The 25369-nt window shown below is 57.0% G+C and carries 19 protein-coding genes; 14 read left to right on the top strand and 5 right to left on the bottom strand.

Features of this window, described 5'->3' with window-relative positions; translation table 11 throughout:
* Nucleotides 1-23 precede the first annotated feature (23 nt).
* On the bottom strand, nt 24-1055 hold the full coding sequence (locus tag MJ257_RS06565; RefSeq protein WP_240268468.1) for an alpha/beta hydrolase: 1032 nt from the start codon (nt 1053-1055) through the stop codon (nt 24-26).
* A 242-nt stretch (nt 1056-1297) separates the two neighbouring features.
* On the opposite strand from MJ257_RS06565, the gene MJ257_RS06560 reads away from it, so the two are divergent.
* Nucleotides 1298-2038, top strand: coding sequence for an IclR family transcriptional regulator (locus MJ257_RS06560; RefSeq protein WP_240268467.1), 741 nt, complete (start codon nt 1298-1300; stop codon nt 2036-2038).
* A gap of 170 nt (nt 2039-2208) precedes the next feature.
* Here the strand turns inward: MJ257_RS06560 and MJ257_RS06555 are convergent, their stop codons facing one another.
* Genes MJ257_RS06555 through MJ257_RS06545 form a run of 3 tightly spaced genes read right to left on the bottom strand, consistent with a single transcriptional unit; the run spans nt 2209 to nt 5362 of the window.
* Nucleotides 2209-3831, bottom strand: a complete 1623-nt coding sequence (locus tag MJ257_RS06555; protein ID WP_240268466.1) for an alpha/beta hydrolase family protein — start codon at nt 3829-3831, stop codon at nt 2209-2211.
* A gap of 34 nt (nt 3832-3865) precedes the next feature.
* Nucleotides 3866-4969: a DUF1648 domain-containing protein gene (locus MJ257_RS06550; RefSeq protein ID WP_240268465.1), complete on the bottom strand. Its 1104-nt coding sequence runs from the start codon at nt 4967-4969 to the stop codon at nt 3866-3868.
* Nucleotides 4970-4975: 6 nt separating this feature from the next.
* The gene (locus MJ257_RS06545; protein WP_240268464.1) at nt 4976-5362 is read right to left on the bottom strand and encodes a GntR family transcriptional regulator; all 387 of its coding nucleotides are present in this window, start codon (nt 5360-5362) and stop codon (nt 4976-4978) included.
* Between the two features lie 121 nt (nt 5363-5483).
* On the opposite strand from MJ257_RS06545, the gene MJ257_RS06540 reads away from it, so the two are divergent.
* A complete protein-coding gene (locus MJ257_RS06540) occupies nt 5484-6365 on the top strand; it encodes a GNAT family N-acetyltransferase (protein ID WP_240268463.1) in 882 nt (293 codons plus the stop codon).
* A 30-nt stretch (nt 6366-6395) separates the two neighbouring features.
* Here the strand turns inward: MJ257_RS06540 and acnA are convergent, their stop codons facing one another.
* On the bottom strand, nt 6396-9113 hold the full coding sequence (acnA, locus tag MJ257_RS06535) for an aconitate hydratase AcnA (protein ID WP_240268462.1): 2718 nt from the start codon (nt 9111-9113) through the stop codon (nt 6396-6398).
* Between the two features lie 234 nt (nt 9114-9347).
* On the opposite strand from acnA, the gene MJ257_RS06530 reads away from it, so the two are divergent.
* The 12 genes from MJ257_RS06530 to MJ257_RS06475 all read left to right on the top strand — a co-directional run bounded on the left by MJ257_RS06530 (nt 9348) and on the right by MJ257_RS06475 (nt 25350).
* Nucleotides 9348-10352 (top strand): amidase domain-containing protein, encoded by a 1005-nt coding sequence (locus tag MJ257_RS06530; protein WP_240268461.1) that lies wholly within the window; start codon nt 9348-9350, stop codon nt 10350-10352.
* 579 nt (nt 10353-10931) lie between these two features.
* Entirely contained in the window at nt 10932-12026 is a 1095-nt protein-coding gene (locus MJ257_RS06525; RefSeq protein WP_240268460.1) for a D-alanine--D-alanine ligase, read from the top strand.
* A gap of 52 nt (nt 12027-12078) precedes the next feature.
* Nucleotides 12079-12402, top strand: coding sequence for a hypothetical protein (locus tag MJ257_RS06520; RefSeq protein WP_240268459.1), 324 nt, complete (start codon nt 12079-12081; stop codon nt 12400-12402).
* Nucleotides 12399-13400, top strand: a complete 1002-nt coding sequence (uvsE, locus tag MJ257_RS06515; RefSeq protein ID WP_240268458.1) for a UV DNA damage repair endonuclease UvsE — start codon at nt 12399-12401, stop codon at nt 13398-13400. Before MJ257_RS06520 ends, uvsE begins: the two co-directional genes overlap by 4 nt.
* 102 nt (nt 13401-13502) lie before the next feature.
* A complete protein-coding gene (fabI, locus tag MJ257_RS06510; RefSeq protein WP_240268457.1) occupies nt 13503-14273 on the top strand; it encodes an enoyl-ACP reductase FabI in 771 nt (256 codons plus the stop codon).
* A gap of 388 nt (nt 14274-14661) precedes the next feature.
* Nucleotides 14662-15531, top strand: a complete 870-nt coding sequence (locus MJ257_RS06505) for an inositol monophosphatase family protein (RefSeq protein WP_240268456.1) — start codon at nt 14662-14664, stop codon at nt 15529-15531.
* A gap of 97 nt (nt 15532-15628) precedes the next feature.
* Nucleotides 15629-15877 (top strand): hypothetical protein, encoded by a 249-nt coding sequence (locus MJ257_RS06500; protein ID WP_240268455.1) that lies wholly within the window; start codon nt 15629-15631, stop codon nt 15875-15877.
* Between the two features lie 112 nt (nt 15878-15989).
* Nucleotides 15990-17255, top strand: a complete 1266-nt coding sequence (locus MJ257_RS06495; protein WP_240268454.1) for a stalk domain-containing protein — start codon at nt 15990-15992, stop codon at nt 17253-17255.
* Between the two features lie 418 nt (nt 17256-17673).
* The gene (locus tag MJ257_RS06490; RefSeq protein ID WP_240268453.1) at nt 17674-19992 is read left to right on the top strand and encodes a glycoside hydrolase family 65 protein; all 2319 of its coding nucleotides are present in this window, start codon (nt 17674-17676) and stop codon (nt 19990-19992) included.
* Nucleotides 19989-22400, top strand: a complete 2412-nt coding sequence (locus MJ257_RS06485) for a glycoside hydrolase family 65 protein (protein ID WP_240268452.1) — start codon at nt 19989-19991, stop codon at nt 22398-22400. The genes MJ257_RS06490 and MJ257_RS06485 overlap by 4 nt, the downstream gene beginning before the upstream one ends.
* A 257-nt stretch (nt 22401-22657) precedes the next feature.
* Complete coding sequence (gene pgmB, locus MJ257_RS06480) at nt 22658-23302, top strand: beta-phosphoglucomutase (protein ID WP_240268451.1); 645 nt, start codon at nt 22658-22660, stop codon at nt 23300-23302.
* A gap of 275 nt (nt 23303-23577) precedes the next feature.
* Nucleotides 23578-25350: a sensor histidine kinase gene (locus tag MJ257_RS06475; protein ID WP_240268511.1), complete on the top strand. Its 1773-nt coding sequence runs from the start codon at nt 23578-23580 to the stop codon at nt 25348-25350.
* Nucleotides 25351-25369 lie beyond the last annotated feature (19 nt).

Below are 25369 nucleotides of genomic sequence, written 5' to 3'. Positions count from 1 at the left end.
TTGGCGAGGAGGGTTGGCTTATGCTATTCGGATACGGACCCGGTTTGTACGTTCGTATTTTGGGACGCGAGCTTGATTTTCCCGAGGAACAGCGATACTTTGCGCAGATACTCTTTGGGATGCTCGCGGAAAATCAATTCATGATGGGCGCCGTCCACGATCCACACGTCGGAATCGGGGTTGGTTTGGTTCGCCGCCAATTTCTCGGCGATCGGGTAAGGCGCTTTTTCATCCTGGGTGCCGTGAATGAACAGAATCGGATACGGATAATCCTCCGATTTGACCTGGGCGTACGGAATTTGCCGCAGGCTGGTCCCGTTCAGCACCGGCAGCAGCATGCCGATGATCTCCAGCGACGGATGGCGGGGAAGGCCGATATGCTGGCGGATATTGTGATACATCGTATCCGGCTCCAGCAGGAACGTGCTGTCGAGGATCATGCCGTCGATGTCCGGGCTTTTCAATCCGGCCTGCAGCGCGGTACCGGCTCCCATGGAGAAGCCCCAGACGATGATTTCCTGGCCGCCCCGTTGCTTGGCGACCTGGATCGCGCCGAGCAGCTGCTGGGCTTCCTTTTTGCCGCCGGTGGCGACTTCCTTGCTATTTTGCGCGGCAAAGCCGTAATCAAACATCAGGACATTAAAATTAAGACGATGGGCGAAATTGGCCAGATCATACATCGGAATCCAGGATTCCTCGCGGTTGGCCCCATACCCATGGCTAAAGACGATGGTTTTGACGGAATCTTCCGCGGGGATATACCACCCTTGCATTATTCGGCTCCCGTCGGCTGCGGGAAAAGCGATGTCCTCGTATTCGAGGTTGATGGACAGCTTCGGATTGGAGTAGAGCGGCGCTACCTTCGGGTTGGACAACACCCAGGCGATATATCCGTGCAGCGAGACGAAGCAAAAAATCAGGAAAAACAACACGGATAGCAAGAGAGCAACGAGGATATTTTTGATGCTGATGTGCCGGGCAGGCGCCGCGGGAACATCGCCGGTTACGTAAGCCGAAGAAGGCAAGGGAAGGTCATTTCGGCCGGTGTGGCTCATGCGCTTCCCTCCCATTACTAGATTATATGATTGCGATCTGGACTGTTTACCGTTAGGAAAACGCTTTTATTGGCAAATAAACAAGAAAAAATGTCGAAATAGCGCGGTTCTCCTGAATTTAATCGTAAGTCGATCCCTTGTTAATGTCAATGGAAGGTGTTTCATTGACGGAAATTCGCTTCTTTCATATAATTTATGTAACCGAGTTTCATATAGTGAAACCTAAGGAGAGTAGATGCCGGATGGAAGACCGAAAGCTAACGGTGCGCGCGGTCGAGCGGGCTTTGGATATATTGGGTTGCTTCACGAAAGCTAGCGATTTGGGACTGACGGAGATTGCCGCCGAAATCGGCCTGCATAAAAGCACGGTTCACCGTTTATTGACCACGCTGGAGGAGCGGGGGTTCGTCGTTCGCGATCCCGCGACGGAGAAATATCGTCTTGGGCTGAAGGTGTGGGAGCTGTCGACCCACATGTCCCACAGCGACGATCCGGCCGTGCTGCTGCTGCTGTTGATGGAGCGGCTGCGAGACCGGCTCGGCGAGACGGTCAGCCTGTATTTGCGCGACGGCAACGAGCGGCTGCGGATCCAGGCGGTGCAGAGCAACCAGGCGATCCGCCGCGTCGCGCCGGTCGGGGCGCGGCTGCCGCTGTACGTGGGCGCGTCCAGCAAGGTGCTCGTCGCCTACTCGGGCGAGGAGGTGCTCCAGGCGGTGCTGGACAGCCCGGATTGGCCGCCGGCGGTTGATCGGGCGGCCTATGTGGCGCAGCTGGAGGAGATCCGCGAGCTCGGATATGCCACCAGCTACGAGGAGCGGGAGCCGGGGGCATCCGCCGTCTCCGCGCCGATCTTCGACCGGACGGGGAAGCTGGCCGCCGCCCTGTCCGTGTCGGGGCCGGTCAGCCGCTTGACGCTGCAGCGGCTGGAGGAGTACGGGCCGATCCTGGTGGAAGCGGCCCGGGAGATGGGCATGATGATGTAGCCGTTGCGGACGCGGCGAAAGGCAGATGGCAGAGGGGAATAAGGGATGGGATCACCTTATTTTTTTGTGCCTCCACGCGAAGTGGCAGCCGGCACTTAAGGAACAACAAAGCCCGCCCCAATAGGGGGCGGGCTTTGTTGGCTTCGATGGGGAAGTAAGCGCAGCGCGACTTACTTCATCCCCCGAACCCATGCCGCGATATCGTCAACGATCTCTTTGGAAACGTTGGATGGCTGGGCGTATTCGGCGCCGATCGAAAGGCCGCCTACCTTGGCCAGCAGGTGATTGACCTGCGGATACGATTTGAAGGTGACGTCCTTGCGGTTCTGCAGCGCAGTTTTCCAGCCTTCGAACTGCTTCATCGTCACTTGCCAATCGTTTTCGCCTTGCAGGATCAGCATCGGACCGGATTGCTGCTTGGCGAGCTCGGCCGGCACGTAATTTTTCTGCTCGAACCACCAGTAGGCAGGCTGGGACGGGAATTGCTCCGGCATATGGTCAACCGTATACTGCGGGTCGTTGACCATCGCGGCGATCGACGTATAGAAGGCGGCTTGCTGCTCATAAGGCGCCGGGTCTTGGCCAAGCTGCTTCACACGGCTGACAAGCTCGGCTTGCTGCTCGGCCAACACGTCGGCGAATTTGCCGCTGGGCCCGGACATCAAAATCGTCCCGGCGATGTCGCCGGCTGTATCGCCTGCGGTGATCAACGGCATGGCGTAGCCGCCTTGGCTATGGCCGGCCACGAAGATGCGGGAAGCATCGATGTCCGGCGTCTTTTTCAACAGAGCGACGGCCTTCAAGGCATCGTCAACGGTCTCTTTTTTCAGCGTGAACTTGGGATCGGCAGCGACCTTAAACGTGTGCTCGTACGAGACTTTGTCGTACCGCAGCACGGCGATGCCTTGCGCAGCCAGGCCGACCGCGAGGTCACGGAACGGCTTGGCGCTTCCGATCGCCTCGTCCCGGTCGTTCGTGCCGGAGCCGTGTACCAGTACGATCGCCGGGAATGGGCCGTCGCCAGTTGGCATCGTCAATGTGCCCGGCAGGGCCATAGCCCCTTCGCCAACGGTCACTTCCCGCTCGGTATAAGCGGAAGCGTCTTCGTAGGCGGGTTTTTGGTAGGCCGAGCCGGTCGCGGCGGCGATGTACATATCGTCGATCTCCCCGGCGGCGTTAAGCCGCAGCGTCAAGTTGACCGGAACCGCTGCCGTTTGGAAGGCGTACGTGACGTTGCGATGGACCGACGTGGCCGTCTCGCTCTTGGACGGTGCGCCGGCCGCTTTGCCGAACACCGTTTCATAATTGGCCCACAGCTGGTTCAGCATAGCGGCCGGAAGGGCGTAGGACGAAGAAGCGCTGACATATTTCGCCGCTTCCGTACCGTCTCCGGCGAGCAGCGCCTTCAGGAACAGGTCCGCGGGATCTTTTGTGCCGGCTTCCGCCTGGGCCGTATCCTTCACTCCGAACGCTTCGGCAAGGAATTCGGCGTCGATCAGCGCCCGGCCATCGGCAATGCGTACCGGTTCGCCTAAAGCCACACGGTTCCCGTCGAGCAGGGCTTCCGACGAACCGATGGTCAACACCAGCTTATGGCCGTCCTTCGCCACGAGGATGGTGTGGCTGCCGGACTCCCAGTGGACTTGCGCGCCAAAGGCTTCGGCAGCTTCCCGTACCGGGGCCAATGACGTAGCGCTTTGCTTCGCCGCAAATGCGGAAGCCGACGGAAGGGTCAGGCTAAGCGCCAGCGCAGCGGCGGCTGCATTTTTGAATAGTTGGGATCGTTTGGTCATCGTAATCTCCTCCTTAATGTATGCTCCATTAGATCTATTTCGCGAGCCAGGCAGACCAGCCGATGACAGCCAGAATGCCAAGCAAGGTGATCCAAGAGATCGGATTGGCGAAGTTCATCGTCCAGCCGATGCCGGTTCTCTTCTCGACAAATATCGTTGGGTCTTGCGGGTTAAAGTAAATGGCCCCCAGCTTCCAGTAGCGATCATCCTGTGCAGGCGCCGTGCCTGTACCGGCAGCGGCGGGTCCGCGGCCGATCCGGCTTCCGCCTTGTCCCGTGGTGAAGGACAACACGAGCGCGAACAGTACGATAAACACCGGTACGGCCATGCTAACCAACATGAGAAGGTTCTGGTCCATCGGACGAATCATGTTTACTTGCATGAACGAGAACATCAGGACCAGTGCCAGCGAGGAAGCCAGCGTAAAAACGGACCATCTGCGGCGGAACGCGGCGTTTTGGCGGAGCGAACGCTCCGGATCGCCGGCCTGAAGCTGTTGCTTGCTGTGCTGAATCGACCAGTTGACAAACCAGAACAGGACGGTCATAATCACCTGCATCACGTTCGGAAATAAGACGATGCGGTAAGATTTCGCGGCACTGTGGACCACTTGGCCGGAGAAGTCGAATTTCATCGCCACCGGGTCGGGAATGGCGGCGTATTGGCTTAATGCCAACGCCGCGCTGGCAGCGATAATGACGGCATGGATCAGGAACCACTTGCCGGAGAGCGCCAGTTTTTGACGGCGAAAGCCGGTGTCCACCGCCAGCAGGGCGGGAGCAGCTGAAGCGGTTGGCAGGGTCGGACGTAATTTTTTCATCCGGAAATAGAAAACCAGGTTGAGGGCCGTAGAAAAAACGATGGTGAGTCCGACGTAAACGCCGAACCAGGCTCCCTGGGCGTTACCGTCCTTGTTCCATAGACTTAGCAGGCACGCGACCAGCAGCAGCGAATATATCGCCCCGCTCACAGCGGTATATTGCCGCCGTAAGCGCCGAACGGGTTCGCTCCAATACTGCTCCTCGCTGACCGACACGCCAAAGCTCACCGTGCTCCGGGTCAAATACGGCATGTAGGCCAGGGAAGCCAGCAGGGGGACAAACATAAGCAACAACAACAACGTAGATAGAAGCATCATAGTACACTACTCCTTTCGAGTAATTTCTTGATGGATTTGCTCCACTAGGGAGAGCAGCTCGTCCTTCTCCATACCGCGGCAAATCGCCTCCGCCACGATCGGACGCAGCTCGCGCCGCTGCTTCTCGCGGAATTCGGGAGTGACCGGCGGCATGCCGACCGGATCAATGACGACGCCTTTTTGGCGATGCACCTGAATGTAGCCTTCCTGCTTAAGCAGCGTGTAGGCTTTGTTCACCGTATGCAGGTTGACGCCGATGTCGGAAGCCAGGCTTCGCACCGACGGCAGGGGCTCGCCCGGTTGCAGCCGTCCGCTGGCGATTCCTTCGATAATTTGATGGACCAGCTGCGTATAAATCGGGACGTCCGATTGTAAATCCAGCTGTATAATCACAGTGTGGCATCTCCTTTTGTTCTAACTGTTATACTTATAATATAACAGATGGTGAATGTAGTGTAAAGCCTCATTTATATCACATGGGAGCATCGATTTTGCAAAAGGGGGAATGAACTTGATGTCAACGCATCAGATAGTGAAGCTAACGGAATTTTCGCCGGAATCGCTGGAACCGATTCGGGAGCTGGAGCAGATTTGCCGTCAGGCGGATAGCTCGAAACTCCATATCGGTCTGGATAATTTAACAAAAGAAAGCGGCGATCGCGCCTATCTCTACCAAGCAGAGGGGCATCTCGCCGGATGTTTAATCTGGTATACCGCGGATGGAGTGGAGGCGAACCTGAACGTCATGGTTCATCCGGAATGGCGTCGTCAAGGTATCTTCCAGCGTCTATTTGTGGCGGCAGAGGCGGAGATGAGCGAGCAGGGATTCCAAACCTGCCGGTTTAAGGTGCCCGCCGATTCCGAACCCGGCCTGCGTTGCGTGGGGCACCTCGGTGCCTGGCTTGACGGCTCGCAGTTCGCCATGGAGCTCACCGCATTCCCGAAGGGCACCGCCGGTCACCCGGACCTGAGGCTGCGTCCGGAGGAGCTCGAGGATTTTGGCTTTATGGTGCGCTGCATGTCGCAGGCGTTTGGCGATGACGAGGAGTGGACGCTCCGGTATTTGGGCCATACCCGGGAACCCGGCCGCCACAACTATATCGGTTGCCACGGGGAGGAGCGGATCGGCTTGATTCGCGTCAATCTGCTCGGGAGCGATGCGGCGGTGATCCATGATTTTTGCGTGCTGCCTTCCCACCAGGGGCACGGGTATGGGAGTGAGATGCTGGCCCAAACCGTTCGGCTGCTTCTGGCGTTGGGTCGTACGCGAATACGGCTTAGCGTAGCCGCTGAGAATCGCGGCGCATTGGAACTGTATAGCAAGACCGGGTTTGCCATCGTATCGGAATCGCGTTATTACGTCTGCAAGTTAAAAAGAGTTCCCTTCGTAGTTTGAAGGGAACTCTTTTGCATAGAAAGCGTACGTTTATGCGTTTGAAGCTATCATTTGCCGCAATACGGTTTGCAGGATGCCGCCGTTGTGATAGTAATCGACGTCGACCATGCTGTCGAGACGGGCGACGACCGGGAACTGGAACGTAGTCCCGTCCTGGCGGGTTGCCGTCACGGTCAGTTCTTGACCCGGCTTCACGTCATTGCTGAGCCCGTCGATATCAAACGTTTCGGTCCCGTCGATGGCCAGCGTTTTCCAGCTCACGCCTTCCTGGAACTGCAGCGGCAGGACGCCCATGCCAACCAGGTTGCTGCGGTGGATCCGTTCGAAGCTCTCGGCGATGACCGCCTTGACGCCCAGCAGGTAGGTGCCTTTGGCCGCCCAGTCCCGGGAGCTGCCGGTACCGTATTCTTTGCCGGCGATTACGACGAGATTTTGGCCGTCTGCTTGATATTTCATCGAAGCGTCGTAGATGGACATCACTTCGTCCGTCGGCAGGTATTTGGTCACGCCGCCTTCCGTGCCCGGTGCGACCTGGTTGCGGATGCGGATGTTCGCGAACGTGCCGCGCATCATCACCTCATGGTTGCCGCGGCGGGAACCGTAGGAGTTGAAGTCCTTCCGTTCGACGCCATGATCGGTCAAATATTTGCCTCCGGGGCTGTTCGGCGAAATGTTGCCGGCCGGGGAGATATGGTCGGTCGTGACCGAATCGCCAAGCAAAGCCAGCACGCGAGCATTGCGGATATCGGCGATGTCGGACAGCCCTTCGCTGATCTTTTCGAAGAATGGCGGGTTTTGGATGTAGGTCGACTTCTCATCCCATTCGTACAGTTCGCCCTGCGGAACCGGAATCGAATTCCAGCGTTCGTTTTGCGTGAAGACGTGCTCGTATTTGCTGCGGAACATCTCCGGGCTCACCGATTGGCCGATCGCTTCCTTGATTTCCGCGGAAGAAGGCCAGATGTCCTTCAGGTAAACCGGCTGGTTGTCGCGGTCATAACCGATCGGATCGTTCTGCAGGTCGATGTTGACCGTTCCGGCCAGCGCATAAGCGACGACAAGCGGCGGGGAAGCCAGGTAGTTGGCTTTGACCTGCGCATGGACGCGGCCTTCAAAGTTCCGGTTGCCCGAGAGCACGGCCGCGACGGTCAGATCGTTATCGGCAATCGCCGTGCTGACTTCGTCCGGCAATGGACCGGAGTTCCCGATACAGGTAGCGCAGCCATAACCGGCAACGTGGAAGCCGAGAGCCTCCAGCGGCTCGATCAGGCCGGCTTTCTGCAGGTACTCGGTGACCACCAGGGAGCCTGGCGTCAAGCTGCTCTTCACGTAACCCGGCTTGGTCAGGCCGCGTTCTACGGCTTTCTTCGCCAGTAAGCCGGCACCGACCATGACGCTTGGGTTGGACGTGTTCGTGCAGCTCGTGATCGCCGCGATCACGACCGCCCCGGCTTTCAGCTCGCTGGTCGAGCCGTCCGGATGCTTCACCGGCACGGATTGTTCGATCTTCTCTTCGCTGAGGCCGTAGCCGCCTTTCTCGACCGGCGTGCGGATGATGGTGTTGAAGCTTTCCTTCATCGCCGTAAGCTCGATGCGGTCCTGCGGCCGTTTCGGTCCGGCCAAGCTCGGTACGACGGAACCGAGATCCAGCTCGATCAGATCGGAGAACACCGGATCCGGCGTGTCGTTCGTGCGGAACATGCCTTGCGCTTTGTAATACGCTTCAACCAGAGCGATTTGCTCCTCGGAACGGCCGGTGCTGCGCAGGTAAGCGAGCGTTTCCGTGTCAACCGGGAAGTAACCGATCGTAGCACCGTATTCCGGGGCCATGTTTGCCACGGTTGCGCGATCGGCGAGGCTGATGTTGGCCAGGCCTGGGCCATAGAATTCAACGAATTTGCCGACGACGCCTTTCTTGCGCAGCATTTGCGTGACGGTCAGCGCCAGGTCTGTCGCGGTGGCACCCTCGGCTAGGCTGCCGGTCAATTTGAACCCGATCACTTCCGGAGCGACAAAATAGAGCGGCTGCCCCAACATGCCGGCTTCGGCTTCGATCCCGCCAACGCCCCAGCCAACGACGCCAAGGCCGTTGATCATCGTCGTATGGGAGTCCGTGCCGACGAGGGAATCCGGGTAAACGACCGTTTCGCCGTTCACGGTCTTCGTCGCAGCCACGGAAGCCAGATACTCCAGGTTGACCTGGTGAACGATCCCGGTGGCCGGAGGTACGGCACGGAAGTTGTTAAAGGCCGTTTGCGCCCAGCGCAGGAAGCGGTAACGTTCCTCGTTGCGCTCGAACTCGACCTTCATGTTGTATTCCAGCGCATCCGGGGAACCAAACGCGTCGACCATAACGGAGTGGTCGATGACCAGGTCGACGGGCACGAGCGGGTTGATCTGTTTCGGATCGCCGCCGGCTTTCTTCACGGTATCGCGCATGGCGGCAAGGTCGACGACGACCGGGACGCCGGTGAAGTCCTGCAATACGATGCGAGCGGGGATAAACGGAATCTCTTTGTTCTCATCGCGGCCCTCGCTCCAACCGGCGATTTGCTTCACATGCTCCTGGGTAATGGCTCTGCCGTCATATTGACGGACGGCTGCCTCAAGCAGCACTTTAATCGAGAACGGCAATTTGGAAATACTGCCGAGCCCTTGCTGCTCGAGAGCCTGCAGGTCGAAGTAACGGTAGCTTTTGCCGCCGACTTCCAGCGTACGGGCAGAAGAGTAGAAATCGTTCGCTGACATGGATGTACCTCCTTGAATGGTTTCACCTGTTGAAACATAATTTCAAATTTTCTTTGATTTTAGTATACCTTCCCTGACGTGGTGAGTAAAGAACTTTTTGTACCCGGTTCCAAGCCCGTTTAGGCTTCACCAGTGCGGATGAATGGGCTTTCAGACCCCTGCGGGACAGGTGCAAAACATACTCCCTCCCGGGCGTTCATATAATGACTAACAGGGAAAAGGAGGCGTGAACGTATGGCGGATGAATGGAAGAAGACGTTGTCGGTTTACGTAAACGAGCAGAACCAGGACGAAGTGGACTATCGCACGCCTAGCGGGGGCACAGTCGTTACCGATGTGGACTATTTGCTGCGGCGGGGCGAACGGAAGCGCAGGCTGGAGAGCTGGTATCGTCATCGGGGAGCGGCGCCGTTGCGCTGTGAGACCCGGGCCAAGCTGGTGCGCGAGATTGAAAACCGCGAGGGCGAGATCGAGGTCGATCTGCAGCTGTCGAGAAAAATATACTATGAAAAGGGAGGCGCCCGCCACCAGGAGGAACGGATCGAGAAGCAACGTTTGACGTTGACTCGCGACGGTTCCGGCTGGATCGTCATCAAGGTGGAGCAGCCGATCCCCGAACGGCACCCGGCGATCATGCTTCCCGCTTATGACGAAGGCGAAGCGGCGGGACGTAAAGGCACTGCGCCGCGACCGTTCTTGAACCGCGATGTCCTCGGGGGAGGGAGCGCGCGCAGCATTGCCTACCGGCGCGAGGAGGCCGTGTTGTACGCCGATCGGTGGTGGGATAACTTCAATCCGGAGTTCGCCGCCTTTGAGGTCGACTGCACGAACTATATCTCCCAATGCCTCTTTGCAGGCGGAGCCCCAATAAACTATACTGGAAAAAGAGAATCGGGCTGGTGGTACAAAGGCTACGTCGGGGGACGGGAGCTATGGAGCTATAGCTGGTCCGTCGCCAACGCGCTGGAACGCCATCTCGGCCAAAGTCGCGCCGGGCTTCGCGCCGAGCTGCTCGAACGTCCGGAACAGCTTCAGCTCGGCGACGTCATCGCTTATGATTGGGACGGCAACGGCACGTTTCAGCACAATACCATCGTGACCGCGTTCGACGCCGGCGGCATGCCGCTGGTCAACGCCCATACGACGCCAAGCAAACACCGCTATTGGGACTACCGGGACTCCTACGCCTGGACCGACAATACGGTGTATCGTTTTTTTCATATCGCGGACCGATTCTAGAGTCGAGTCAATGGAGGTTCAAAAAGTTAGGTTTGGAGCACCGAGAAGGTTGGATGAAGCTAGAGACGGAGTAGCGGAGCGTAGCTAAGAGCTACGTGAGCAACGGAAGGCTCGGCTGAATTCAAGATTCGATGTCGATTGATCTTCATGAAGTACCTCGTGATCCAAAGATCACTTTTTGAACTACCTAGTTCCAATGAGGTTCAAAAAGTTAGGTTTGGAGCACCGAGAAGGTTGGATGAAGCTAGAGACTGAGTAGCGGAGCGTAGCTAAGAGCTACGTGAGCAACGGAAGGCTCGGCTGAATTCAAGATTCGATGCCGATTGATCTTCATGAAGTACCTCGTGATCCAAAGATCACTTTTTGTACTACCTATTCCAATGAGGTTCAAAAAGTTAGGTTTGGAGCACCGAGAAGGTTGGATGAAGCTAGAGACGGAGTAGCGGAGCGTAGCTAAGAGCTACGTGAGCAACGGAAGGCTCGGCTGAATTCAAGATTCGATGTCGATTGATCTTCATGAAGTACCTCGTGATCCAAAGATCACTTTTTGAACTACCTATTCAAGGAAAGAGGTTTATTATGGGACAGGACAGAATCACCGTAGGCCTCATCTACGGGGGCAAATCGGGAGAACATGAAGTTTCGCTGCAGACGGCCTTCGCCGTCTCTAAGGCGTTTAATTACGAGAAATACGAACTGCTTCCTTTTTATATCGACAAGCAGGGGAAGTGGAAAGTCGGCGGCAAGCTGAACGCGCCGTTTGCCGCGCTGGAGGATTTGAAGCTCGGGGGGAGCGCGGGGGACACGTCCGCCGCGATGGGGTTGCTGTTCGGCAAGCTTTCATCCGGCCAATCGGATATTGATGTGGTGTTTCCGCTTCTGCACGGCACGAACGGCGAAGACGGCACGATCCAAGGATTGTTCGAAATGGCCGATTTGCCTTATGTCGGTGCGGGAGTGCTTGCCTCCGCGGCCGGGATGGATAAGGTCATTATGAAGAAGCTGTTCGCCGAAGCGGGGCTCGAGCAATGCGCTTACTGCTACTTCACCGCTTCCGAATGGGAGCATGCCAGCCATACGCTGATTCAGGGAATCGAGGAGAAGCTGGGCTACCCTTGCTTCGTGAAACCGGCGAACCTTGGCTCGAGCGTCGGCATTTCTAAAGCGAGAAATCGCGAGGAGCTGCTGGCTTCGGTGGCGCTGGCCTTCCGCTACGATGTGAAGGTCATCGTCGAGGAATTCGTGGATGCCCGTGAAGTGGAGGTCGGGGTGCTTGGCAACGACGAGCCGCTCGCTTCCGTACCGGGAGAAATCGTCTCCTCTGGAGAATACTATGATTACCAGGCCAAATACCTGGACGGCAAATCGCAGATGTTGATTCCGGCACCTGTCGATACCGAACTGGCCGAGCGGATCCGCGAGCTGGCGGTCAAGGCGTTTAAAGCCATCGCCGGCAGCGGACTGTGCCGGGCCGATTTTTTTGTGCGGAAATCGGATCACAAGGTTTGGATTAATGAAGTGAATACGATGCCGGGCTTCACTCCCTTCAGCATGTACCCGCTCTTGTGGCGGGAAACCGGGGTGGCCTATGAGGCGCTGCTGGATCGCTTGATCGAGCTGGCGCTGGAGCGTTATGCAGCCCGGCAGGCGCTAGAGTTCGAAAGCGGGATCTAGTCGGGCGGCCATCGCTGCCCGGACGGCCGGCTGAGGAAAGGAAGGGATGACGGTGGGGTTTCAAACGGAATTCAACTCGGTCTGCAAATTCAAGAAAGAGCAGGAGCTTTACGAGCTGCTGGAATACGGTCGTGGCAAAATGCTCAAAACGGGGCTGCGCGTATTTCCGACAGGGCAAAAGGTGATCGCTTATTCGCCGGATAATAAGGCGGTGGCGATCGTGAAAATTACCGCTTGCGTTGCCGAAATCAACTTCAATGGAGAGGAAGTTACCTCGGTTGAGCTGGAGCTGGTCCGTCCGCTGACGGAAGAAGAGTCTGCGGTACAGACCGCTCTGGCGTACGAAATGTTTTTTGGAGATCCTGCCCGAAAATGATCGTACGCTTCGGTTATGTGGCGATGTCCACCGTGATCGAAAACGCGTCGCCGTCCAAGACGATGACGCTGAAGACGTTTAACGGGATTGCCGACCGCGAGGCGGCGATCCGTAAGCTGGAGATGATCGCGGGAGACAATCTGCATAATACGCTTCGCCTGCTCCGGCATAACGTCGGCAACGATATTCAGGTCTACCGTTTCTCCTCGAAGCTGATTCCTCTAGCGACCCACGAGTCGCTGTCGGACTGGAATCCTTACGAAGCGCTGCGGGAGCCGTTTGCCGCCGTGGGGAAATATGTCAAGGAGCACGGCCTTCGGGTGTCCTTTCACCCGGACCATTTTACGGTATTAAGTACGCCGCGGCCCGAGGTGCTGAAATCCTCGATCCGCGATCTGAATCATCATGTCGCCATGTTTGACGCCATGGGCCTGGACGCCCGGGCGAAGAACAATATCCATGTCGGCGGCGCCTACGGGGACAAGCCGACCGCGGGGGCCCGGTTCCGCGAGAACGTGGCGGCTCTTCCGGAACGCATCAAGCAACGTTTGACGTTCGAAAACGACGATAAGACGTTTAACGCACCCGAGACCCTGGAGCTATGCGAAGCGCTGGGTATTCCGATGGTGCTCGACATTCACCATCAGTGGGTGAATCATGAAGGCGAGACCCCGGCCGAGCTGTGGCCGCGCATCCTAGCGACGTGGCAAACGCCGTATGCGCAGGCCGGTTCGCCGGCCGATGATCCGCTGCCGCCGAAGATCCATGCGTCCAGCCCCAAAAGCGCCAGTGATCCGCGTGGTCACGCCGACCATGTCATCGTCCTACCGCTGCTCGAGTTTCTGCGCAGCATCGCCCCGATCACCGACCGGGTCGACGTCATGCTGGAGGCCAAGCTTAAGGACGGTGCGTTATTTGCGTTAATGGAGGATATGGCGCGCTACCAAGAGGATGGCGTTGAAATTTTGGACGGAGCCAGCGTGCGCATTAAGCCGTAATGCATTCGGACAAGCCGGCGCTGATCTTCGGGTCTCTTGAAAATTGCAGGGAAATAAGGTAAGTTGTACAAAATGAAAGGTGCACTATAGAGGAGGATATTCATGGGTGATTTATTAGCGGGGAAAAATGTAATCGTGATGGGGGTTGCCAATGAGCGCAGCATCGCATGGGCGATTGCGCAAAGTTTGGCGGAGCAAGGTGCCCGTTTGGCTTTTACATATGAGAGCGAACGCGTGGAGGGCCGGGTGCGCAAGCTGGCCGAGACGATCCCAGGTTCGTTGATTCTGCCGTGCAACGTGACGGTGGATGAGGAGATCGACAAGCTGGCGGACACGCTGCGCGGCGAGTTTGGCGTCCTGCACGGCCTCGTGCACAGCATCGCGTTCGCTAAAGGCGAGGACTTGGCGGGTGAATTTGTGGATACGTCTCGCGAAGGGTTTGCGTTGGCTAACGACATCAGCGTTTATTCGCTGGTGGCTGTATCGAAACGCCTGGCTCCGCTCATGACGGAAGGCGGAAGCATTATGACAATGACGTACATGGGATCGGAGCGCGTAATGCGCAACTATAACGTCATGGGCGTGGCCAAGGCCGGACTGGAAGCTTCGGTACGCTACCTGGCGAACGATCTTGGACCGAAGAACATTCGCGTCAACGCGGTATCGGCCGGGCCGATCCGTACGCTGGCGGCCAAGGGCATCAGCGATTTCAACTCGATCCTGAAACAGGTCGAGGAGAAAGCGCCGCTGCGCAGAACGACGGAAACGGCGGAGGTTGGCGACACGGCAATGTTCCTGATCAGCCATCTGTCCCGCGGGATTACCGGCGAGGTTATTTTCGTGGACGGCGGGTACAATATCGTAGGTGCATAACGAAGGGGCCGCATGCGGTCTGTCAGCTGAAAGTTCGTTTCCGGCGGGGCGAAGCCCCGCTTTTGGACACGGACTTTTTGCATATAGTGCAAGTTCAAAAAGTCAGGTTATCAGGACCGAGTAGGTTGGATGAAGCTAGGGGCTGAGTAGCGGAGCGTACGTTTGGGGGATGCGAGCAACGGAGGGTTCAGGTGAATTCAAGATTCGATGTCGAATCCACTTCATACGCTCGTCTCCGTCATGGAAAGATGATTTTTTGAACAACCGCAAATAGGGATTCGCGGCTTTCGCTTTAATCTGCGCCAGGACAGGCGAAAGGACGCAACTTTGAGAAATGAATGACGTATAGTTTTTTAGGAGTAGATTATCAGTTTACGATGAAAGTAGAGTGAATCGATTGGAATCGAATCCGAAAGTTCCATATGTAGTAGGAAGCAAAAGCCCGATGGCCGTTGCGATCAACAGCGCCGCTAAAGCGGGTGAATGGATTAAGAGCCGGCTTGGGGGCCACCGGGACCTGAATACGAAACAATCGCCCCAGGACCTTGTGACGGACGTGGATAAAGGTGCGGAGGCGATGATCCGTAAGCTGATTCTAACGCATTTTCCCGATCATGCGATCCTCGGCGAGGAAGGGGTAGCACCGGGAGCTGCGGCTTCCGCGGCTGCGTTGAAGCAGGCCAGCGAGTCGGAGTATTTATGGATCGTCGACCCGGTGGACGGAACGACCAATTTTGTGCACGGATTTCCGTTTTTCTGCGTATCGATTGCGCTGGCATATAAAGGCGAGGTCATCATCGGCGTGATTTATGATCCGATGCGTGACGAGATGTTTGTGGCGGAGAAAGGCAAAGGCGCCTACATTCACGGGCAGCCGTCGAAGGTATCCGCCGATGCGGCTTTGTCCGGCAGCATCGTCGCCGTCGGCTTTAACCCGGACCGGGAGTTTGCGTTGCCGGTGAACATGCGCGGGCTTAACGCTTTATCCAGTGAAGTACGCAGCCTACGCGCCGCCGGATCGGCTGCTTTGCATTTGGCTTATGTGGCTGCCGGCCGGTTGAGCGGCTATTACGAGGTTGGACTGAACGCCTGGGACGTCGCCGCCGGCGCACTGATCGTGAAGGAATCGGGAGGAATAGTGACCGATACCGCAGGTAACCCTTATCACATCGGCGTACGCCATTTGATTGCCAGCAATGGCAAAATCCATGACGAGTTGCTGGGCGTGATCCGGGCTGCAGATGCAACCGGTTTGTAAGGACCGGCTTTATCCGGAGGTCCCCGGCTGGCGGGCATGCATGGACCGGAAGAATCCGCGGTACGCTTGATCGAGAATACCGGAAGGAGTGTCAAGGATGAGCGATAGCAAGGAACTGGAACGCGAGCTCAGCGAGATGCTGACCGAAGGGGAATACGGCAGCGAGGAAGAACGCCGCGAGGAAGAGCGCAGAAGATTGTCGCCGAAGTACGAAATCCGCATCCAAACGACGTTGGACCCGATCGTGGAAGAGACGTTGAATTATCGAAAAATGGCCAAGGAAATCGATGGCCGTTATGATGAATATCTGAAGAGGACCGGACGCATAGAGAAGAAGCCGGAATAACGGCATAGGCGCCGGTATTCATGCAACATCGACAAGACCTGAGGCCGCAACCGAACCTCAGGTTTTGCGCGCTATCGTACCCATGATCTACTATTTAAAGGAGTTGAGAGGCTTGAAGAACATTCGCTTGAACATGGCTTCCGTCCTGTCGGGAGCGCTCGCTCTGATCCTTTTCCTGTTCGGCGGCACCACCGCCGCACCTGTCAAAGCCGCCGAAGCGGTTCAAGCCGACGGCTACCTTATCGTGGCGCTCGGCGATTCAATTACCGCCGGGTACGAGCCGGGGATGACGGAGACGAGCGTTCCATACGGCTTCGTCGATCGGCTGAAAGAACAAGGGCTGTTCCATGGCCGGACCTCGGCGGTCAACTACGGCATCCTCGGTTTGACCAGCGAGGGATTGAAAAACTACATAACGGCGATTCAGGCAGGTTCGCCGGTCGCCGCTGCGGACATTCAGCCAAACGTGCAGGATCCAAGAATCGCCTCCTTTGCTTCCGGCATTGGGCAAGCGAAGGCCGACCTGCAGAAAGCCGATTTGATCACGATCACGATCGGCGGGAACGACTTGCTTCGACTGTTGCCGGATGTGAAGAACATTTCGCTCGAGCAGCTCCGCGCCCAAAGCGAAGAAGTGTTGAAGGCTTATGGCGACAACCTTCGCGAGGTTGTCCGCATTCTGACGGAACTCAACCCGTCAGCGCAAATCGTGATTGCCGACCAATACCAGCCGGTGCCGAAGCTCGTTGGCGCCTCCATTTACGATGAACTGCAGCAGCTGGCGGGCAAGTTTACCGCGATCGTGGATGGCGTCGTAGCCGATCATGCGACCCAAGCGAAGCCGATAAAGGCAGCCCATGTGGCGACTTCCTTTACGGGGCGCGAAATTTCGCTGACGCATATTTTTTCGGATACCGATATCCATCCGAATCAAGCCGGATATGAGGAAATCGCCAAGATCTTCGCCGAAACGGTTTGGGGAAGCTTCCGGACAACAGCGGCGAAGAGCGGTGGCGCTCCGATATCCGTCGTGGTCAAAGGGCAAGAACTGAACACGCCGTATCCGCCGATCCTGAAGAACGGGCAAACGTTCGTGGCCATCAAGGACATAACCGATGCGGTCGGAGCCCAAAGCAAATGGGATTCCCGCAATTCCACCGCTACGATCACCTATGGAACCCGGACGGTTGTGATTCCGGTCGGCGCTAAGCAAATTCAAGTGGACGGCACGCCAGCCGCCACCGCAACGCCGGCTTTCCTGCAGAAGGTCGGCAAGGAGAACAAAACCTATGTACCGTTAGCCTTACTCGTACAGGGGCTGGGGCTTGATGTACAATACAGCGGTAAAATGAAGACGGTGTTTATTAACGAATTGTAATTCTGATCTTGTTGGATGCCGGAGTAGCCGGAGCGTGAGGAGCGCTCCGGTTTTTTATGCTCAAAACCCCTTCTCTGCTCGAGCGCCTTAGCACGATCATCCCGTTTAATCAGGCTACAGAGAAAAGGGGAAGTCAGGAGTTGACCCGGTCAACGAGAAACGAATTACCTAACTAAACCAGTCTCCCTCTTTCCGCGGACCTCACCCTGAACGAAAAGGATAATCCTGTAAAGGAGCGCATGAGAAGGTAAGCAGGGCAAACCGCCGGGATTCCAACTCCGTATAATCGCACATAAGCTCCTTACTCCTGGACATTGGGCGGCGGCGAACGTTCCATTAAGCTGGATAGGGAGCGGTCTTGTCGGCCCTGAAGGACAGATCGCAAGATAAGCGCTAAACACAGGAGGAGAGGGCGAGCATGCCGAAAATCGCGGACAAATATTTGCAGGTCGACCCCTGGAAGGTCGTGGAGGAAGGCTTTGATCCGGGGAGGAACCGGGTCAGCGAGTCGATTTTTTCGCTGGGGAATGAATATATGGGGGTCAGAGGTTATCCGGAAGAAGGGTATGGCGGGGATACGCTGATGGGCAGTTATTTCAACGGGTTGTTCGAGGAAAGTCCGGTGACGGCCCATTACAAAGGGATCATTAAATCGCTGCGTTTCATGGTGAATGCGGTGGATTGGCTGCATACGCGGATCACGCTGGACGGGGAGACGCTGGATTTGGCGGAGAGCCGGTTCAGCGACTTTCGGCGGGAATTGGATTTCCGCACCGGGATTTACACCCGGGAGTTCGTGTGGCATACGGCCAGCGGGAAAAACGTGCAGCTCACGTTTGAACGCCTCGTCAGCATGAAGGTGTCGCATCTCGGGGCACAGCGGATCACGTTTACGCCCCTGAACTTTTCCGGGACGGTCCAGGTGCGGACGGGATTGGACCTGGCGGTGCTCCATGAGGATCAGCAGCGGTATTATTGGAAAGAGCTGAAGCAAGGAGAAACAGCCGCATCCGGCGGAACCGGGATCGCGGGGATTTTAGGGGAGACGGCGAATACGCGCAACCGGTTGTTTTCCGGTTTCCGCGTGGATGCGAGGGATGCCGTGAACAATCAACTGGTACAGGAGGAAGGCTACATCGGTCGGGAACTGACCCTGGACCTGGCTCAGGGAAAGAGCAGCATACTGGACAAACTCGTCGTCAACGTGGCGGAGAAGGACCTTACGGTTCGTAACGATGACCTTTGGCAGCGGGGGATCGAGCTGGCGGAGCGGCATACGCAACTGGGATACGATGCGATTGCGGCCGATCAACAAGCCTATTGGGCCCAGGTGTGGGCGGAATCGGACATCGCCATCGAAGGAGATCCGGAGAATCAGCAGGGGATCCGCTTTTGCATTTTCCAGCTGTACCAGACTTACCACGGGGATAATCCCGGTTTCAACATCGGCGCGAAGGGGCTGACCGGCGAGGCGTATCGGGGGCTGGCTTTCTGGGATACGGAATCGTACTGCTTGCCGTTCTATATTTTTAACAATCCGAAGGCAGCGCGCAGCCTGCTCGAATTCCGTTATCAATCGCTCCCTCAAGCGTTGAAGCGGGCCAAGGAACTGGACTGCGAAGGGGCATTTTATCCTATTGCCACGATCGACGGAACGGAAAGCTGCGACCTGTGGCAGCACTCCAATCTGCAGTTGCACGTCGGCACGGCGGTGGCGTACGGGCTTCGTCATTACGTGAACATCACGGGCGACAAGGACTTCCTGTATGAAAAAGGCGCGGAAATGCTGATCCAAATCAGCCGTTTTTACGCTACTCGCGGACAGTGGGGGCAGCAGTCGGGGAAATACGGCTACTTCGGCGTGATGGGTCCCGACGAGTTTCAGCTCATGGTTAACAACAACTGCTATCTCAACTTGATGGCGAAAAAGCTATTCGAATATACGCTGGAGGTGCTGGAAGCGATGCGGGGCGAGGCGGCCGCGGCTTATGGCGAGCTGGCAACGCGGATCGGCCTGACGGCCGAGGAGCAGAAGGACTGGCAGAACAAGGCGCAGCACATGAAAATCCCGAAGGATGAACGGACGGGGATTTTCGAAGAGCATGACGGTTTCTTCGACCTGCCGCATCTGGACATTCACGCGATTCCGGTGACGGAATTTCCGCTTTATTCGCATTGGTCGTATGACCGGTTATACCGGTACGACATGATCAAGCAGCCGGACGTGCTGATGTTCATGTTCCTGTACAGCAGCGAATATTCGTTGGAGGAAAAACGCGCCAATTACGATTACTACGAGCCGCGCTGCATCCACGAATCCTCGCTGTCGCCGTCGATTCACTCGATTTTGGCGGCGGAAATCGGGCGTTCGGAGGAGGCGTACAGGTTCTTCGAGTTCGCGACCCGGCTTGATCTCGACAACTATAACCGCAATACGCGGGAAGGTTTGCATACGACCTCGATCGCCGCAGCCTGGATGAATATCGTATACGGATTCGGCGGGATGCGTTCGGACGGGGAGAGGCTTGTGCTGAATCCGAGCATCCCTGAGCGTTGGCGGAGCTACCGGTTCATGGTCACCTATCAAGGGACGAAGCTGTTGGTGGAAGTGGATCAGAATGAAGCTTCCGTCAGCGCAATGACCGGCGGCGAAGTGGAGATTTCGATGTATGGGAACTTGGTTACCATCGGCGAAGCGGGGATTCGGGTGCCGCTGCGAAAGGCGGTCATCCAATGAGCTGGATCGTCAGGGAAAGCGGGTTCGACCCGGAACGAATCGCACACCACGGCAACAAGTTCATGATTGGCAATGGGGTGCTGGGCTATCGGGGGACGTTGGAGGAGTTTGGCAAAAGCGAGCTGACCGCAACGATCGTCGCCGGGCTGTACGACAAGGTCGGGGACAAGTGGCGCGAGCCGGTGAACGCGCCGAACGGACTAGCAACGGCGGTCTTTTGGGATGGGGCGCCGTTAAGTGTGCTCAAGGCCGTGGATCCGGCTGATGCGGGGGCCCGGGGCAAGGCCGGCGAAGGAGACGCCAGAGGGGACGCCAGTCCGGAGCTGGTCGCTCACGAGCAGGCGCTGGACCTGCGCCGCGCCGTACACCGTCGTCGTTCTGTGTTCCGCACGGCGGACGGAGCGGAGGTCGCGATCACGTCGGAACGGTTTTGCAGCGCGGTGCGCCCGGAGCTGATCGTATCCCGTATCGCGGTAGAGAGCAGCCGGGAAGGCGAGTTTACGATCGTCACCGGCATTGACGGCGATGTTTGGGACATCAACGGCCCACATCTGGAACGGATCGAGAGCGGGACGGATGCGGCAGGAGAAGTTTTGTCGCTTACCGCCTGGACACAGGAACTCGGCATACCGGTAACGGTGGCGGAAGCCGCGGAAGTTCGGGGAGGCGGAGAGCATCAGCTTCTTCGTGAGGATCTCTCGGTCCGCCGCCGTATCCAAATGCGGTGCCGGGCCGGCGAACCGGTCGAATTCGTCAAATACGTCGCCGTGTGGACCGGACAGGACGGGGCACCGGCACGCGACGTACGGACGGCATCGGCGCAGTCCGCACGGGAAGCGCGGCAGCTTGGTTACGATCGGCTGCTGCAAGAGCACGCCGATCGATGGGAGCGCAAGTGGGAAACCTCCGACATGACGGTTGAAGGCGACGAAGAAGCCCAGTTGGCGCTGCGCTACAGCATGTATCAGCTGCATATCATCGCGCCGGACCGCTCGGAGCGCGTATCCATTCCTGCCCGGGGGTTATCCGGCCAGGTATATAAAGGCGCGGTATTCTGGGATACGGAGATGTTTATGCTGCCGTTTTTCCTGCATACGGCGCCGGAGGTGGCCCGCAACTTGATGATGTACCGGGTGCATACGCTGGACGGCGCGAAACGCAAAGCGGCAGAATACGGCTATGACGGGGCATTCTATGCCTGGGAAAGCCAAGAGACGGGCGATGATGCCTGTACGCTTTTTAACGTCAACGATGTGTTTACCGGTCGTCCGATGCGGACTTACTTTCGCGATAAGCAGGTGCATATCAGCGCGGATGTGGCTTACGGGATCTGGCAGTATTACGCGTTTACCGGCGATGAGAGCCTGCTTTTGGACGGTGGGGCCGAGGTGGCGTGGGAGTGTGCCAAGTTCTTTTATTCGTATGGGTACTTCAATCCGCGGAAGCAACGGTACGAAATTCTGGATGTCACCGGACCTGACGAATACCACGAGCGGGTGAATAACAACGCGTTTACCAACCGAATGGTCAAGGAATGCCTGCGCGTCGCCCTGGATGCCATGGAGATTCTGCGAAGCCGCAACCCCGAGCGTTACGAAGCGTTGCTGGCGGAGAGTGCCGTCAGCCCGGAACAGATCCGCGATATGCATGATCGGTTATACGTTCCTCAGCCGGATGCCAAGGACGGTTTGATCGAGCAATTCGATCGCTATTATACGCTGGAGGACGTTTCGCTGCCGGATCTGAAAGGCCGGATGCTTCATCCGCACGAATATCTCGGCGGGGGAAACGGCCCTGCAACGACAACGCAAATTCTGAAGCAAGCCGATGTGGTGCTGATGCTGCACTTGTTCAAAGGCGATTATGCGCCGTCCGTCAAACAAGCGAACTGGGCTTACTACGAGCCGCGTACGGAGCATGGTTCGAGCCTCAGCGCTTGCATTTATGCCTTGGTGGCAGCGGATACGGGTTCGCCGGATTGGGGTTATCCGTATTTTATGCGAACGGCGACGATCGACTTAACCGGAGAATCGAAGCAATACGTCGGAGACCTCTATATCGGCGGCACGCATCCTGCGGCGAATGGCGGGGCATGGATGGCGGCCATCCAGGGATTTGCCGGCTTGCGTTATGATGGAAATCAGGCGGAGCTTCGGCCGGCTTTGCCATCCGCTTGGCAGGCGATCGAGTTCCCGGTCTGCCTTCGCGGCGGCTCCTACCGGATACGCGTCAGCCGGGGGGAGGTCGTCATCAAGGCTTCCGGCGAGAATTCGACGGCCATGCGGTTTAGTGTGAGAGACCAGGAGCTAGCGGTGGCGCCGGGGCAGGAAGTTCGCGTCCCGTATGAAGCTGCCGGGAGCTTGGACGGTCAGCTCGGTTCAGCTCGGCCAAGTGGAGTAAAACATTAGCGCAGGCGAGTTATATACGAAAAATCGAATAGAATTCGCTATTTCTGACGATTTCGGCAGAATGTATATGAAATTTCATACTTAATTGGGCTTTAGGGAGACGGAAGCCGAGAATCTGTATGAAATATCGAATAGAATTCGCCATTTATGCCGTTAGTAACGAATTGTATTCGAAAAATCGAATTCAATTTTAGCGCCTGGCCGATCAAATAATTCCGTAGAGCTGCACATCAAAATGACCAAAGGAGAATCACAGCATGTTAGAAACGATGAAAGGTGCCATCTTCGACCTCGACGGCGTGATCGTCGATACGGCAAAGTACCACTACCTCGCTTGGCGGTCGCTGGCGCGCCGGCTGGGCTTCGAATTTACTGAAGCCCATAACGAGCGGCTCAAAGGCGTCAGCCGCATGGAGTCGCTGCGCATTCTGCTGGAGGTGGGCGGCGTGGAGGCCACGAAGGAAGAACGCGAGCAAATGGCCGCGGACAAAAACCGGGAATACGTCGAGTTTATTTCCAAGCTGGAGCCGTCAGAAATTTTGCCCGGGGCAAAGGCGTATTTGCTGCAGCTGCGCGAGCGCGGAGTGAAGATCGCCCTCGGCTCGGCGAGCAAGAACGCCGCGTTCATCTTGGACCGGCTCGGCATCGCCGAACTGTTCGACGCCGTGATCGACGGCACCAAAGTGTCCAAGGCGAAGCCGGACCCGGAGGTGTTCCTCTCCGCCAGCGCGGCGCTGGCGTTGCCGCCGTCCGATTGCGTCGTGTTTGAGGACGCGGAGGCGGGAGTGCAAGCAGGCAAAGCCGCCGGCTGCCGCGTCGTGGGCATCGGCAGCCCAGACATCCTGGGCGCGGCCGACCTTGTCGTCGGCGGGCTGCATGAACTGGTGCAATCGGCACGTTGACGGTTTGCGACATACCCAAGAAGATCCCTCGAACACGTACCGAGGGATCTTTATTTTTTTAGCTGGCAAGATTCCCAAAATCCCCTACACTAAGAGATAAGGCGTGACCATGCCCAACGCGTACGAGAATCGGAGAAACCGCCACGATGTTCGTAGAATCGCGCATCCTTGCCGGTTTTGATTATTGCTATATTTGAATTGCCGGAGGTGCAAAGCCATTGAAACCAGGCAACAGACTCAGAAACCCGTTCGCCAACCTGAACGTCAAGCAGCAGATGATTCTTCTGTTCGTCGTGATGGTGATTCCCTTGTTTATCCTGAATGCCTACGGCAACTACAAAGCCGATCAGATCTTGAAACGCAACGTCACCAACGCGTATATCGAGCTGAACAAACAGAACTTCCGGCTGATCACCCGGGACATCGAAGCGATCAACAAAGTGACGTCCACGGTGTTTCAGCATCCGCTGCTCCAGCAACTGAACCCCAGCGGGGAAGGGACGGAGACCGTCCTGGAGCGGGTTAAAACCTACGAAAAGCTAGAAACCCTGCTGTTCAATTACTCGCAGGAAACCGACCAGCGCGAGCCGCTGTATTATTCCCTTTACGTGTACGATCCGTCAAACGCGTATTTTTTTGCTCCGTATTATCCGGAGGCGCGGAAGGCTGGCGTTTATTTCTTTCTTGAGCAGGAGAAGCCGGAGTGGTTTGAGGAAGCCGTCGCAAAAAAAGGAAACGGTTACCTGCGCCTGATCGATCATTTGTCCCCGCCTACGCAAGGGCAGCAAAACCAAAAAACGCTTGCGTATGTCCGGGCGATCAACAGCATTTATAAAAACGGCACGATCGGCGTGCTCGTCGTCTCCAACGTCGACGGCCGCATCGGCGAATCGCTACAAACCGTCTCGATCCCGGAAGGGGAGCTGTATTTTACCGATTGGAGCAACCGCATCCTGACCTCGACGCCGGCGGAGGCGCCGGCCGGGCAAATCCTGAATCTGCCGCCGCAAGCTGATCTGGGCGATTCCCTGATCGGGGTGAAGGACGTCATTACCGATGACTTTATTTACGTCATTAATTATAATTACGTCCTGCAGCAGAAACTCGTCTACAAGGTTCCTGTCAAAGCGTTGCTGCAGCAGCAAAACGAAATCAAACGGATTATCCAGCTCATCTCCATCGCTTATTTTGCGGTGGGTCTGGTGCTGATTTTGTACTTCTGGCGGTCGCTCATGACCCCGATCCAGAAGCTGGTGTATTTCGTCCGCCGCTACGAGCCGGGCAACGTGGTGCCGGAGACGCCGCGCCGCGGTCGCAATGACGAGGTCAGCGTGTTGATCTCCACGATTTACGAAATGGCGCGCCGGCTTAACGGGCTCATTCATTATAAATACCAGATGGATATCAAACAGAAGGAAGCTCAACTGCAAATCCTGTACCAGCAAATCAACCCGCATCTGCTGTACAACACGCTGGAGAGCATCTATTGGAAAAGCGCCATGGAGGGAAACAACGCCTCCGCGGAAATGATCAAGGAGCTGTCCAAGCTGATGAAGATCAGCCTCAGCCGCGGCCGGGAGCTGATCACGCTGGAGGAGGAACTGGAGCATGCCTCCGCCTACATCAAGCTGCAGGAGCACCGGTACGAGTACGGATTCCGTGTGACCTGGGACGTTCCGGCCGAACTGCACGCCACCATCATCCCGAAAATTACGCTGCAGCCGCTCATCGAGAACGCGATCTTTCATGGCGTTAAACATATGGGGGAGGACGGCGAAATCGCCATCCGTGCCGAAGCGGACAAAGCGCAGGGCCGGGTACGCATTACGATTACCGACAACGGATATAAACCGGTGGATTTCGAGGCGATCGACAGGCTGCTCAATGATGAAACGCCAAGCCCGTCCTTCGGCTACGGGATCCGCAACATTCATCAGCGGCTTCGGCTGCATTTCGGGCCGGAGTACGGCCTCCAATACGCGGGCCGGCCCGAGGGCGGCACCGCCGTTACGATTACCCTGCCCATGGCGGCCGACCGAAACGAATGACGAACAGGGGGAACAAGCA

The organism is Paenibacillus timonensis, from assembly GCF_022427145.1.
GTDB lineage: Bacteria > Bacillota > Bacilli > Paenibacillales > Paenibacillaceae > Fontibacillus > Fontibacillus timonensis.
This window is presented reverse-complemented; position numbering and strand designations above follow the sequence as displayed.

What these genes read in the sequence shown, in the direction of transcription:
- MJ257_RS06565 (WP_240268468.1), bottom strand. Translation starts at nt 1,055, where the DNA reads ATGAGCCACACCGGCCGAAATGACCTTCCCTTGCCTTCTTCGGCTTAC.
- MJ257_RS06560 (WP_240268467.1), top strand. Translation starts at nt 1,298, where the DNA reads ATGGAAGACCGAAAGCTAACGGTGCGCGCGGTCGAGCGGGCTTTGGAT.
- MJ257_RS06555 (WP_240268466.1), bottom strand. Translation starts at nt 3,831, where the DNA reads ATGACCAAACGATCCCAACTATTCAAAAATGCAGCCGCCGCTGCGCTG.
- MJ257_RS06550 (WP_240268465.1), bottom strand. Translation starts at nt 4,969, where the DNA reads ATGATGCTTCTATCTACGTTGTTGTTGTTGCTTATGTTTGTCCCCCTG.
- MJ257_RS06540 (WP_240268463.1), top strand. Translation starts at nt 5,484, where the DNA reads ATGTCAACGCATCAGATAGTGAAGCTAACGGAATTTTCGCCGGAATCG.
- acnA (WP_240268462.1), bottom strand. Translation starts at nt 9,113, where the DNA reads ATGTCAGCGAACGATTTCTACTCTTCTGCCCGTACGCTGGAAGTCGGC.
- MJ257_RS06530 (WP_240268461.1), top strand. Translation starts at nt 9,348, where the DNA reads ATGGCGGATGAATGGAAGAAGACGTTGTCGGTTTACGTAAACGAGCAG.
- MJ257_RS06525 (WP_240268460.1), top strand. Translation starts at nt 10,932, where the DNA reads ATGGGACAGGACAGAATCACCGTAGGCCTCATCTACGGGGGCAAATCG.
- uvsE (WP_240268458.1), top strand. Translation starts at nt 12,399, where the DNA reads ATGATCGTACGCTTCGGTTATGTGGCGATGTCCACCGTGATCGAAAAC.
- fabI (WP_240268457.1), top strand. Translation starts at nt 13,503, where the DNA reads ATGGGTGATTTATTAGCGGGGAAAAATGTAATCGTGATGGGGGTTGCC.
- MJ257_RS06500 (WP_240268455.1), top strand. Translation starts at nt 15,629, where the DNA reads ATGAGCGATAGCAAGGAACTGGAACGCGAGCTCAGCGAGATGCTGACC.
- MJ257_RS06490 (WP_240268453.1), top strand. Translation starts at nt 17,674, where the DNA reads ATGCCGAAAATCGCGGACAAATATTTGCAGGTCGACCCCTGGAAGGTC.
- MJ257_RS06485 (WP_240268452.1), top strand. Translation starts at nt 19,989, where the DNA reads ATGAGCTGGATCGTCAGGGAAAGCGGGTTCGACCCGGAACGAATCGCA.
- pgmB (WP_240268451.1), top strand. Translation starts at nt 22,658, where the DNA reads ATGTTAGAAACGATGAAAGGTGCCATCTTCGACCTCGACGGCGTGATC.
- MJ257_RS06475 (WP_240268511.1), top strand. Translation starts at nt 23,578, where the DNA reads ATGATTCTTCTGTTCGTCGTGATGGTGATTCCCTTGTTTATCCTGAAT.